The sequence below is a fragment of the Xanthomonas campestris pv. campestris str. ATCC 33913 genome (genome assembly GCF_000007145.1).
In the GTDB taxonomy this organism is placed as follows: domain Bacteria; phylum Pseudomonadota; class Gammaproteobacteria; order Xanthomonadales; family Xanthomonadaceae; genus Xanthomonas; species Xanthomonas campestris.
This window is the reverse complement of record NC_003902.1, coordinates 3,425,525-3,438,457: the sequence shown is the minus strand read 5'-3', so window position 1 is coordinate 3,438,457 and position 12,933 is coordinate 3,425,525. Positions and strand designations below refer to the sequence as shown.

At 63.3% G+C, this 12,933-nt stretch carries 6 protein-coding genes and 1 pseudogene; 3 read left to right on the top strand and 4 right to left on the bottom strand.

Annotated features, from left to right (window positions below; translation table 11 throughout):
- Positions 1-193: 193 nt before the first annotated feature.
- From XCC_RS15015 to XCC_RS15000, 3 genes and pseudogenes are all read left to right on the top strand, one after another.
- Positions 194-811 carry a hypothetical protein gene (locus XCC_RS15015; RefSeq protein ID WP_155247756.1) on the top strand — a complete coding sequence of 206 codons (618 nt, stop codon included), beginning with the start codon at positions 194-196 and terminating at the stop codon, positions 809-811.
- Between the two features lie 41 nt (positions 812-852).
- A protein-coding gene (locus XCC_RS15010; RefSeq protein ID WP_087942063.1) for an IS3 family transposase occupies positions 853-1,997 on the top strand; the annotation gives its coding sequence in 2 pieces (ribosomal slippage) (positions 853-1,090 and positions 1,090-1,997; 1,146 coding nt in all).
- A gap of 30 nt (positions 1,998-2,027) precedes the next feature.
- Positions 2,028-3,769 (top strand): annotated as a pseudogene (locus tag XCC_RS15000) (Ulp1 family isopeptidase); the annotation flags it as partial.
- A 233-nt stretch (positions 3,770-4,002) separates the two neighbouring features.
- On the opposite strand, the gene galC reads toward XCC_RS15000, so the two are convergent.
- The 4 genes from galC to XCC_RS14980 form a co-directional block, all read right to left on the bottom strand.
- Positions 4,003-5,844 carry a beta-galactosidase GalC gene (galC, locus tag XCC_RS14995; RefSeq protein WP_011038020.1) on the bottom strand — a complete coding sequence of 614 codons (1,842 nt, stop codon included), beginning with the start codon at positions 5,842-5,844 and terminating at the stop codon, positions 4,003-4,005.
- A 217-nt stretch (positions 5,845-6,061) separates the two neighbouring features.
- Complete coding sequence (locus tag XCC_RS14990) at positions 6,062-8,407, bottom strand: GH92 family glycosyl hydrolase (RefSeq protein ID WP_011038019.1); 2,346 nt, start codon at positions 8,405-8,407, stop codon at positions 6,062-6,064.
- Between the two features lie 136 nt (positions 8,408-8,543).
- Positions 8,544-9,974 carry a glycoside hydrolase family 125 protein gene (locus tag XCC_RS14985; RefSeq protein WP_164923359.1) on the bottom strand — a complete coding sequence of 477 codons (1,431 nt, stop codon included), beginning with the start codon at positions 9,972-9,974 and terminating at the stop codon, positions 8,544-8,546.
- A gap of 174 nt (positions 9,975-10,148) precedes the next feature.
- Positions 10,149-12,815 (bottom strand): glycoside hydrolase family 3 C-terminal domain-containing protein, encoded by a 2,667-nt coding sequence (locus XCC_RS14980; RefSeq protein WP_011038017.1) that lies wholly within the window; start codon positions 12,813-12,815, stop codon positions 10,149-10,151.
- Positions 12,816-12,933: the final 118 nt, after the last annotated feature.

Here is a 12,933-nt window from a genome sequence, read left to right as displayed (position 1 = left end):
GTTACTTGCATCGTGAACGCCTGGCAATATCAAAATTAGCTCCAATAGGTACTTCAAATGATGGACGGATTATTTAATTTTGACTATAAAAAATATCGCGGAATGACGGAGGCGGCGGATGATCACCGCAATTCTACGCCCCCGGAAGAATACAGGGAAAACCACAGCGCGGGTTATAACATGAATCCGCTGCTTGAATCCCTCCCGCGAAGAATCCACGCAAGTGCATGCCCATAGCTCGGTCCATCAGATGCGCGCAGCCGCGCCGACCTCCAAAACCCATAGAGATTACTCAAAAGTATTAGAACTAATCGGCGCCTATGGCGATGGCGAAGATATTACCGAGCTACGAAGAAGATTTCCAGGTTTTTCTGGCTTTTTGGCAGAAAGCAGCCTGTCACGTATGAGTGGCATGCAGATGCTTCGGGAATTGAACGAAGGTCAACGCGACGAGGTCATACATCAAATAATGAGACGAATTGAGAATGTCTTGGTTCCTGAAGATCGAGAAATCGCGCTGAGCAACCTGGAGTTGGCTTGCAGTCAAAATATGGTGCTGAGCCAAGCCGCTTTGGATCGCATTGCCGGAGCCAAAGCCAAAGCCAAAGCCAAAGCCAAAGCCGAAGAATCCGAAGAAGTCAAAGAAGCCAAAGAAGCCAAAGAAGCCAAAAGCGCGATCAGCGAAATTATGGGATATCTACCAAGATATGAAGCATTAGAGAAAGTGCCAAGCGCTGTGAGATTCCATAATTACTTGCGTGGTGATGGCTCATTCGGCCGGGCGCTACTTGATACGCCCAGGGTTTCCTAGACATCTCAAGGCCATGGAAAATGGTCGATTCGGAGGTGTCTATGAGCAGCAAGCGATATACGGATGAGTTCAAGATCGAGGCGGTCCGGCAAGTGACTGATCGTGGGTTCAAGGTGGCAGAAGTCGCCGAGCGGCTGGGTGTCACCACGCACAGCCTGTACGCCTGGCTGCGCACGTTCGGCAAGTCTGGCGTGGTGCATCGCGCCGAGGTGGACCAGAGCGCCGAGGTTCGGCGGCTGAAGGCAGAGTTGCGTCGAGTGACCGAGGAGCGCGACATCCTAAAAAAGGCCGCCGCGTACTTTGCCAAGGGGTAAAGGCAAAGTACGCCTTCATGCAAGCCCACTGCGAGGAATTCAGGGTGTGTGCAATGTGCCGGGTATTGCGGGTCAACCGGTCGGGTTATTACGCCTGGTTGTGCTCGCCCAACAGTGAGCGCGCCAAGGAAGATGATCGCTTGCTTGGACTAATCAAGCACCACTGGCTGGCCAGCGGCAGTGTCTATGGGCATCGCAAGATCACCACGGATCTGCGCGATCTGGGTGAGCGTTGTAGTCGTCATCGGGTGCATCGGCTGATGCGCACCGAGGGACTGCGTGCCCAGGTGGGCTATGGTCGCAAACCGCGCTTCCATGGAGGAATGCAGTGCAAGGCGGCGGCCAACCTGCTTGACCGACAGTTCGACGTGACGGAGCCGGACACGGCCTGGGCGAGCGATTTCACCTTCATCCGCACGCATGAAGGCTGGATGTATTTGGCTGTTGTGATCGATCTGTTTTCCAGGCAGGTCGTCGGCTGGGCGATGCGCGATCGGGCCGACACCGAGTTGGTCGTGCAGGCGGTGTTGTCTGCGGTGTGGCGGCGCAAACCCAACGCTGGTTGCTTGGTTCATTCGGACCAAGGGTCTGTCTACACCAGCGATGACTGGCGCAGTTTCCTGGCGTCCCATGGCTTGGTGTGCAGCATGAGTCGGCGTGGCAACTGCCACGACAATGCACCCGTGGAGAGCTTCTTCGGCCTGCTCAAACGCGAGCGGATCAGGCGGCTGACCTATCCCACCAAGGACGCCGCTCGCGCCGAGGTATTCGACTACATCGAGATGTTCTACAACCCCAACCGCCGCCACGGTTCAACTGGCGACCTGTCACCTGTAGAGTTTGAACGGCGCTACGCGCAACGAGGGTCTTGAGTGTCTACGGAACCCTGGGCGTATCAACTTAACATCCTTCCATACATCACCCCGGATCAGAAGAAAAGATTTGATCTGGCAAGCGAGAGACGCAAACTGGCCTTGGCCGCTCCAAAAAGCAAGCCCGCTCCAAAAAGCAAGCCTCTAAAAGGCGTATTCCGGACCCTCCGTCAAAACCCAGATTTGCTTCTTGCCATTTCAGGCAAATTCAGCAATAGAACGTGCAGTATCGACGATGCAAGCAGCGGATATTTATCACAAGCAAACCTCGAAGAAATGGTCGACGAGGAAACCGGCGAACTGACTCGTCTGGGTGAAGCAGTGATTTCAGGAGCATCCCAAGGCATCCAGACGGCAATTCGCGCCAACTTCAGAATGCGTTATCAACAAACGGATCTGCCTCCAAACAGCCCCCCTCAGGCCTTCCATCGGCCAGAAGAAACGTGGAATCCCAAGACCCGGCGGGTTCTTCCTATTCTTCCTATTCGTCCCTGATCCCGCCCACCCCCTCTGGCGGTTGGCCGCAGAACGCATCAGGTGAGTGGTATCCCGATACTCCGGCTGATTCTTCCTATCGTGCATGGCCAGCCCGGCCCGAAGCGTCGAGTTCCACCTTCGATGATCTCGAGTCCTTGGACTCCAGGCGGAACTATAGTTATCGCGAATTCGACCTCAACACCCCCCAGGAAATCGAGCAGCCAGGGTGGTGGCAGCACGCCACGTCGGCGGGTTCTTCCTATCGTGCATGGCCAGCCCAGCCCGAAGCATCGAGTTCCACCTTCGATGATCTCGAGTCCTTGGACTCCAGGCAGAACTATGGTTATCGCGAATTCGACCTCAACACCCCCCAGGAAATCGAGCAGCCAGGGTGGCAGTACGCCACGCCCGCCCAAAGCACGGACTCGACCTTCGACGGCCTCTCCTCCATGAGCCATTATGGCCGCGAATTCGACCTCAACACCCCCCAGGAAGAAGATGAGCCTTGGGACTACGGCACGCAGACTCCCGTGGGGCACTCGGCCATGAGTCCCGAGAGGATCGATGTGGACAATCTGCCGTCGCCCCAGGACGTCGCAGACCCCGAGCTTCCTCAAGTGACGGACACTTCGTGGCTGCTGGATGGACATTTGCGCGCCTACACCGACGACCTCGCTCGCCGATTGCGAGGGCAGCCCAATGCCCATTTACTTCACTTTGCCGACTCGCAGGTAGTGACCATGCTGAGCTCCACAGATCCAGGCCAACAGGCCCGCGCACGGCGCCTTCTTGTCGGAGACGACGTCCCACCTATCGTGTTCCTGCCGATCAATCAGCCCAACTTTCATTGGTCATTGCTCGTCGTCGACCGTCGCAACAAGGACGCTGCCGCAGCCTACTACTACGATTCCATGGCACAGACGCAGCCACAGCAACGCTACCTTGCCGACATGGCGGCCTATCACCTCGGCCTTGATTATAAAGAAATTCATGAAATGCCCACCGCGATACAGCCGGACGGTTATTCCTGCGGCGATCATGTGCTGACCGGGATAGAGACGCTGGCTCACAGGGTGATCGACGGCACGTTCGACTCTGCGGACGGCAGGGACCTGAGCGAGATCGCACCAGGCCGCGGCCTCATCACGGATCGTCTTGCCCAAGCCCAAGCCCAAGCGGAGAGGGATCGTCTTGCCCAAGCGGAGCAAGCTCCAGCAGAAAGCAGCGTCAGGCAAGTTTCCGAACGATCTATCGAACAGAAGAAAAAGAAAAGCAAGTGGTGGAAAAAGTTCTAGCAATTTGACAATCGGCGATAGAGAGGGTCGGCAGGAATCCGTAAAAAATTTCTTGCCTTACAGCAAGTTAGCTCACTTTTGGCTATTTTTTACACGAATCCCTGCCAACCCTCATTCCGAGCACCGACTGCGACCGTCTGGTGGCCACGCAGTAGTTTTGTTGGCGGCTCTTAACCGATCGAAGCGAACGCTGCGCCCGTCTGATGATGAGCGCGGTGGTTTCTTGGCCGCGCTTACTCCTTCGGCGTGATCCACACCTGCTGCTGCAAACCACGCACGCTGGGCTTGGCGGTGCTGTCCAGATCGAACACCACCACGGTGTTGTCGCCCTTGCGCTGGAACGGTGCCGGGAAGTACAGCGCACGTTGCGGGCCGATGTTCCAGTGCCTGCCGAGGTTGACGCCGTTGGCCCAGGCGATGCCTTTGCCGAATGCGCGCATGTCCAGGTAGGTGTCGGCGGGCGTGCCGATGCGCAGGTTGCCGCGATGAAAGGCGGGGCCTTCCACTGTGTTACGCGTCCAGCCGCGGATGCTGTCCGGCGAGCGCATGGGGAGCGGGAAGGCCTGCCAGTTGGTGAGTTGCTGGTTGTCCAGCAGTACCGGGTCGACCAGGCCGGCGCGGCCGTCGGCCATGCGCGGGCCGTAGTTGATGCGGCCGCTGTTTTCGACCAGAACATCCAGGGTGTGTTGGCCAGCCGGAATGTCCACCTCGGTGGCGACCTGTTGCAGCCGGCGTTCGACGCTACCAACAGGCTTCTGATCCACATAGACGCGTGCTACGTCGCGTACCTCGCCCAGATACAGCGACTCCTTGCGCGGGCCGGTGACGGTGGTGCGATACAGGATGTAGCCATAGTCCTGGCCGAAATGTTCCATCGGCTGCGGCGTGTCGATGGCGATGGGCGCGGGCAGGTTGTCCCACAGCGAGGCCGACTCGCGCAGCGGTGCGTCTTTCAGCGCGGCCATGGCGATCGGTGCCGGCAAGGCCGGCGGCTGCACGCCGGTGACGCGCGTGATGACATCGCGCATCAGCGCGAACTTGGGCGTGGGGCGGCCGGCTTCGTCCAGGATGGCGTCGTAGTCGTAGCTGGTGGTCTGCGGTGCGTAATGGTCGCTGGGATTGCCCTGAAAATTGGCACCATTCATGAAGCCGAAACTGGTGCCGCCGATGAACATGTAGAGGTTGGCGGAATGGCCCTGGCGCAGGATCCATTCCAGTTCTTCGGTTTGCTGCTTGGCGTTGGTGCTGGCGTGCGGCGTGCCCCAATGGTCGAACCAGCCGGCCCAGTATTCGCCGACCATGCGCGGTTGGTCTGGCTGAAACTTGATCAGTTTGTCGAACGCACTCTTGGCCTCGCCCGGGGCGAAATTGACCACGGCCAACGTGCCCGGCAGGGTGCCGTTGGCGAGCATGTCTGCGCCGTCGGAGGTAAACAGCAGCGCCTTGTCGAAGCCGGCCTTGACGAACATGGCGCGGTTGTCGGCCATGTAGGCATGGTCGTCGTCGTAGGAGCCGTATTCGTTCTCTACCTGCACGGCGATGATCGGGCCGCCGTTGTGGTTGAGCAGTGGGCGCACCTGCTGCGCCACTGCATCCAGGTAGGACTGGCTGGCGGCGAGAAAGCGCGGGTCGCGGCTGCGTATGCGGATGTTGTCCTTGCCGAAGAGCCAGGCCGGATACCCACCGGCTTCCCATTCCGCACAGGCGTACGGGCCCGGCCGCAGGATCACGTTGAGACCTTGCGCGGCGGCCTCGCGCACGAACGCGGCCACGTCGTTATTGGCGTTGAAATCGAATTGCCCCTGCTGCGGTTCGACCAGGTTCCAGAACACGTAGGTTTCCACCGTGTTCAAGCCCAGCGCACGCGCTTTTTGCAGGCGGTCTTTCCAGTAGGTACGCGGAATGCGCTGGAAATGGATGGCACCGGAAAGCACTTGGTACGGCTTGCCGTCGCGCACGAACTGCGTGCCCTGGGTGGCGAAGGTGGGCCACTGGTCATCGCTGGCGGCCGTGGCGGTGATGGGCAGTGCGATGGACAGGGCCAGGACAAGCGGGGCAAGCGTGGTACGCAACATGGGCAATTCTCGGCGATGACGAATGACGAATGACGAATGACGTGGGGCGAGTGATACGAACGGATGACGGGCCAGGCTGCAGTGCGGTGCTGTGCGCGCACCGCAGGCGGACTGTCGTTGCGCCATGCAGCAGGCCGCGATGGCGCGCGAAGCGGCTTGAAGGAGCGCACCAGGTGTGGCCGCCAACGCGTGGCGCTGACGCAACGATCGCACGCGCTCAGGCGAAGGACGGCGGCAGGTCCTCCTTGCTTGCACCAAACGCCAGGTTGGGCGTGGCCCCCATGCGGAATTCCAGCGTGCCGCCGGCGGCCAGGTCGGCATGCCGCATCCAGCTGCGCGTGATCGGCGTGCCGTTCCAGGTCAGCGACTGCACGTAGAGGTTCTTGGCGCTGGTGTCGCGGGCAATGATGCGCAACGTGCGGCCGTTGCCCACGTCCAGCTCGGCGCGCTTGAACAACGGGCTGCCGAGTACGTAGTTGCCGCTGACCGGGTCCACGGCGTACAGGCCTAGTGCGCTGAGCACGAACCACGCACTCATCTGCCCGCAATCCTCGTTGCCGGACAGACCATTGCGCGCGTCATGGTATTGCTCGCGCAGCAGCCGGCGCACCATCGCCTGGGTCTTGTACGGTTGCCCGGCGTAGGCGAACAGGTACGCCACATGGTGGCTGGGTTCGTTGCCGTGCGCGTACTGGCCAACCAGGCCGTCGATATCCGGCGGTGCGTCGGCCGGCAACTCGGAGCTGGTGGAAAACAGCTCGTCCAGCTTGGCCAGGAAGCCATCGCGGCCGCCGTACAAATCCATATAGCCATACAGATCGTGCTGGTTGAGGAAGGTGGCCTGCCAGGCATTGGACTCGGTGAAATCGCGCCACTTGGCGATGTGCCCCATGCCACGCGGGTCGAACGGTTTGGCCCAGCTGCCGTCTTCCAGGCGCGCCTGCACGAAGCCGCTGTCGCGGTTGAACACGTTACGGTAATTGCGCGAACGGTCGCGCAGTGTGCGTGCATCCTCGGTGGCGCCAGCGGCTTGCGCCAGGTGCGCACAGGCCCAGTCGTCGTAGGCGTATTCCAGGGTACGGCTGACCGCCTCGTCCACCTTGTCGGCGGGGATGTAGCCAAGCGCGCGGTAATACGCCAGGCCGTGCGTGGTGTCGTCCATCGCGCGTTTGCGGTAGGCCGGCCAGGCGGCTTTGTAGTCGATGCCGGTGAAGCCCTTGGCGTGCGCTTCGGCCAGCACCACTGCGGAGTGGTAGCCGATCATGCAGCCGGTTTCCACGCCCTGCAGCGGCCAGATGCCCACGCCGTCCGGGCACTCGTTGGCGCCGCGCACCAGGCACTGCACCAGGTCCGGCACGCGCTCGGGTTGCACCAGGGTGAGCAGCGGATGCGCAGCGCGGTAGGTGTCCCACAACGAGTAGGTGCTGTAGTTGTGATACCCCTTGGGTGCGGTGTGGATCTGCAGGTCCATGCCGCGGTAGCGGCCATCGACGTCGCTGAACAACGTAGGCGCCAACAGGCTGTGATACAGACCGGTGTAGAAGATGCGCCGTTGCGCCTCGTCGTCGCTGTCGATGCGCACGCGCCCCAGTTCCTTTTCCCACGCGGCCACGGCTTGCGCATGCACGCGGGCGAAGTCGAAGTCGGGAAGTTCGGCATCCAGGTTGGCCAACGCGTTGTCCGCGCTCACCGCCGAGATGCCGACCTTGATCAGCAACGGCGCCTCGGAGGCATCCGGATAATGCAGTGCGGCCTTGAGATGCACGCCATCGGCGCTGCGCAGCCCGGCGGCGAGGGGCTGGTCTTCGTTGTACAGCTGTACCTTTTCGAACGGGCGCGACAGCCGCATGGCGAAGTAGATATAGCGGCCCTTGGCCCATTGATAGACACGGCGACCGCCGGTGATGGTCTGTGCGTCGACCACGCGCAGCTGCGCATCGCTCACGCGGGTGGCGATGCCGGGTTTGTCCTGCATGCCATGGCACAGGTCCAGCAGCACATGCGCGGGCTTGCCCTTGGGGAAGTGGTACCGGTGCAGGCCGGCGCGCGCGGTGGCGGTGAGTTCGGCATGCACGCCGCTGTCCTTGAGCCGCACGCGGTAGTAGCCAGGCGAGGCCGCTTCATCCGCATGATCGTAGCGCGAGCGATAGCCGGCGTCGGGATCATCCAGCGGGCCGGGCACCAGCTTGACCTCGCCGGTGGCTGGCACCAGCAACACATCGAGCATGTCGCCAATGCCGGTGCCGGATAGATGCGTGTGCGAAAAGCCCATGATCGAGCCATCGGACTCGTGGTAGCCCGAGCACGAATCCCACACCGCGTTGTAGGTGTCCGGGCTGAGCTGCACCATGCCGAACGGCAGCGTGGCGCCGGGGAAGGTGTGGCCGTGGCCGCCGGTGCCGATGAAGACATCGACATGGCGGGTGAGGTCGGCGCGGGTGCGCGCATCGGCCGGCAGTGCGTAGGAGCCGGCGCGTGCGCGGGCGAGGCCTGTGGCCAGAGCGCCGCTACCGAAGAGGGCTGCTGCGATGGCGCCTTGTAGAAAACCGCGTCGTGTTGCCATGTGTCTGGTCTCGGAGTTTGCGGGCCGATGCCGGGGCACCCTCATCCGCCCTTCGGGCACCTTCTCCCGGCGGGAGAAGGGAAGATCAAGTGCGGTGTCGTTCCGCCTGGAAAGGAAGATCTAGCGCTTCGGACAATCAACTACTGCGCAGCAGCTGCGGTTTACGCTGATGCAGGTCGATGATGAGTTCGCCGAACAAGGTGTTGGCCCAGGCGAACCAGTCACGCGTGAATGTGGCCGGGTTGTCCTTGTCGAAGGCCTCATGCATGAAGCCGGTGCCGGCATGCGTGGTCTTGAGCCACTGCAGGCATTGGCGCAGCTGCGTGTCGTCGTCGCTGACCAGCGCGTACTGGACGATCGCCATTGGCCAGATGGTACCCATGCCGCTATGCGGGCTGCCCACGCCTTCGGCCGCGGTGCCGCGCGAGAAGTACGGGTTGCGCTCGCTCCAGGCCAGTTGACGTGTGCGCAGGAACACCGGGTCGGCGCGATCGCAACACCCCAGGTAAGCCAGGCTGAGCAGCCCGGGTGCGTTGGCGTCGTCGATGAACAACTGGTTGCCGTAGCCGTCCACTTCAAACGCCCAATACGCCTGCCCGTCGCTGTCGCGCATCTGCCCGAACTGGCGTGTGGCGGTTTCCACTTCGTCGGCCAGCGCCGTGCAGTCGGCCGCGAACGCGCTGTCGCGATGGATCTGCGTGCTCATGCTGGCCAGCTGCCGCAGCGAGGCCACCGCGAACAGGTTGGCCGGCACGAACAACGGGAATACGCAGGCATCGTCGGACGGGCGGAACATCGAATGGATCATGCCGTTGGGCTTGGTCGGCTGGCCGTAGCCTTCCAGCACCAGCGTCTCGGTGGCCAGCGGCGAGGGGCGCTGGAACACGTACGGGCCGCGGTTGTCCTTGCGCTGCTGTTCGCGGAAGGTGCGCACCACCACGTGCATCGCCTCACGCCAGTCGTCGTCGAACGGCGCGGTGTCGCCGGTGGCGCGCCAGTATTCGTGCGCGATGCGGATCGGGTAGCACAGCGAATCGATTTCCCACTTGCGCTCGCCCACACCGGGCTTCATCTCGGTGATGTCGTTGAGCGACCACTTCAGGCGCTGGGTCTGGCCATCGGGCAGGAACGCGTTGGCATACGGATCGAGCTTGATGCAGGCCGCCTGGCGCTGGATCAGACCATGGAACATGCGCCGCAGCGCGGGGTCCCGCTTGGCCAGCGGCACGTACGGATGCACCTGCGCGGACGAATCGCGCAGCCACATCGCGTGGATGTCGCCGGTGATGACGAAGGTGTCCGGCTTGCCGTTGCGGGTGCCGGTTTCCACCGTGGTGTCGAGCGTGTTGGGGTAGCAGTTCTCGAACAGCCAGGCCAGTTCCGGGTCGGCGATGCGCGCCTTGATCTGGGTGATCTGCTGCTCCACCGCGGTGCTGACAAAGCGGCGCTGCGCCTTGGGCGGACGCTTGCTGACAAAGCCCGAGGCCGGCGACGAGGTCGCTGCGCGTGCACCGGGAATGCCGCCGATCAGCGCGCTGCCTGCGGCGGCGCCGAGCATGCCCAGCATCGTGCGGCGCGAGACGGCGGCGGTGGTGGGTTGCGTGCTGTCGTCGCGCGCTGGCTCGGTGATGCTGTCTGTGGGGATCTTACGCATGGATACTCCTGATGCCGCGCCCGTGCTGCGGGCGCGTGGTGTTCGTGACGCGCATGCCGGCACTGCGCCGGCGCGCTGCGAATGGCCTTACTTTGGCAGCGGTGCGCGGCCCTGGATGGTGAGCGCCACGCTCTGGCCGGGGGCGCCGGTGTCTGGCTGGCCACCACCGACGAACAGCCGGTAATCGCCGGCTTCCACCGCGCGCGTGCCTGTACGGTCCACATCGCTCAGGGCGCGCGCATCCAGGGTGAAGGTGAGCGTGCGCTGCTCGCCCGGTTGCAGATGCACGCGCTGGAATCCAACCAGGCTGCGCAATGGCGACTGCGGGCGGTCTGGATACTGCAGATACACCTGCGCCACTTCATCGCCAGCCCGCGTGCCGGTGTTGCGCACCGTGGTGGTCACTTGCAACGGACTGCCGGCTTGCAGCGTTGTGCTGGACAGCTGCGGCGCATCGTAGGCAAAGCTGGTGTAGCTCAACCCGTAGCCGAACGGAAACAACGCCTCGCCCTTGAAATAGCGGTAGGTGCGGCCCTTCATGTCGTAGCTGACGTACGGCGGCAGGTCCTTGGTGGAGCGATAGAACGTCACCGGCAGGCGCCCGCCGGGGTTGTCGTCACCGGCCAGCGCACGGGCAATGGCGGTGCCGCCGGACTGGCCGGGGTACCACGCCGCCACGATTGCATCGGCATGGGTCTTGGCCCAATTCAATGCCACTGCGCTGCCGCTCATCAACACCACCACCAACGGCTTGCCGGAGGCCTTGGCACGCTCCAGCAAGGCCTGTTGCGCGGCGGGCAGGGCGATGTCGTTACGGTCGCCGCCGTCGAAGCCGGGCACGTCGATGCGCAACTCTTCGCCTTCCACATCGGGCGAGAGCCCGACGAAGGCCACCACCGCATCGGCCTGCGCCACGGCTTGTTCGGCTTCGGCCAACTGTGCGGCGGCCGGCGCCAGCCACTCCAGGCGCACGCCCTGGTCCTGGCCGCGGTGTTCGAGTTCCAGGCGGATCTTGCGTGGGCGGGTGTCGTCGAAATGCAGCACCGTCTCCACGCTGCGGCCGTCAGCGTTGTGCATGCCGGCAGGCACGTGCTTGTCTTCGGCGTTGCCGGCAACGACCAGTTTGTCGTCGATGTACAGCCGCACCGGGTCGTGGCCTGTGCAATCGAAGCACCGCGCCACGCGCACTGCCAGCGTGTAGTCGCCAGTGCCGGGCGGCAGCAGCTCGCCGCTCCAGCGCACGGCGTAGCGATCGGCGGGCACACCCTTGGCCGGGCTCACCTGGTCCCAGTTGAAGCTGATCGCGCGGTCCTGGCGCGTCACGCGCGGTGCGCCTTCCAACTCGACATTGTCGAAATACTCACCGCGCAGCCCGGGCTTGCCGTCGCTGCGCAGCGCGGTCTCCGGAATCATGCCCGGCACGCCAGCGGCCAGCGGCGCGCCTTGCGCGTAGCGCACCTGCTGCGCGCCGAAGCGCTGGCGCAGGCCGAGCAGCGGCGTCACCGGCTGCGATGAGGTGCCTTGGTAGTTGGCTTCCAGTGCAGCCAATGCATCGGCGTTGGGGCCGATCACCGCCAGCCGTGTGCCGGCCTTCAACGGCAGCGTGGCGTTCGCGTTCTTCAGCAGCACGATCGACTCGGCGGCTGCCTGCAACGCCAGCGCTCGGTTGCCCGCATTGTCGATGTCCTTGGCGCCGAGCCTGGCGTAGCGGTCCTTGCGCGGCGCCTGCAGCTCGCCCAGGCGGTAGCGTGCGGCGAACAAGCGCACCAGCGATTGATCGAGCAATGCTTCGTCCACTTCACCGCGTTCGATCGCGGTGCCAAGCGCGCGATAGGCAGTGCCGCAGTTGAGATCGTGGCCGGCCTTGAGCGATGCCGCCGACGATCCGGCGTTATCCGGGCGGAAATAATGGAACTGGGTCATGTCGTCCACCGCATCGCAGTCGGAGACCACAAAGCCCTTGAAGCCCCAATCGCCGCGCACGCGGCCGTTGAGCAACCAGTCCGCCGCGCATGCCGGCGTGCCGTGCAGGGAGTTGTAGGCGCACATCACCGAGCCGGCCTGGCCCTCGACCAGCGCGGCGCGGAACGCAGGTGTGTAGGTCGCTTCCACATCGCGCGGGGAGACGTCCACATCGAAACCATGCCGGCCCGGCTCCGGGCCGCTGTGCACGGCGATGTGCTTGGGCGTTGCAATCGTGCGCGGATGTTCCAGGTCATCGCCCTGCAGGCCGCGAATGAAGCCCACGGCCAGTTGCCCGGTGAGGAAGGGGTCCTCGCCATAGGTTTCCATGCCACGTCCCCAGCGCGGGTCGCGGAAGATGTTGATGTTGGGCGACCAGATGGTCAGGCCTGCGTAACGCTTGTGGTCCTTGCCCGGGCCGCCGGCCTGGTTGAACTTGGCACGTGCCTCGGTCGACACCACCGTGCCCACCTGCTGCATCAGCTGCGTATTCCAGCTGGCGGCCAGCCCGATCGCCTGCGGAAACACCGTGGCGTAGCCATTGCGCGCAATGCCGTGCAGGCCCTCGCTCCACCATTCGTAGGCGGGGATGCCCAGGCGCGGAATCGCTGGCGCCGCGTTCATCGCCTGGGCCACTTTTTCCTCGCGGCTCATCTGCGCGACCAGTGCAGCGGCACGCTGTTCCGGCGTGCCGGTGGGCGCTGCGGCCTGAGCGGGCGCACTGGTCAGCGGTGCAGCCAAGGCAAATCCGAGAGCGAGGGCCAGGCGATGCGGAAACACGGACAACGACATCATTTCACTCCTGCCGTGCGGCAGTGGCTGCGCGGCGTTGCATTGGGGTACCCGTCGCGTGGCGACGGGCAGGGATGGATCTGGATGCGGCAGGCCGTGTATCGGCGCTGCCGCGGTA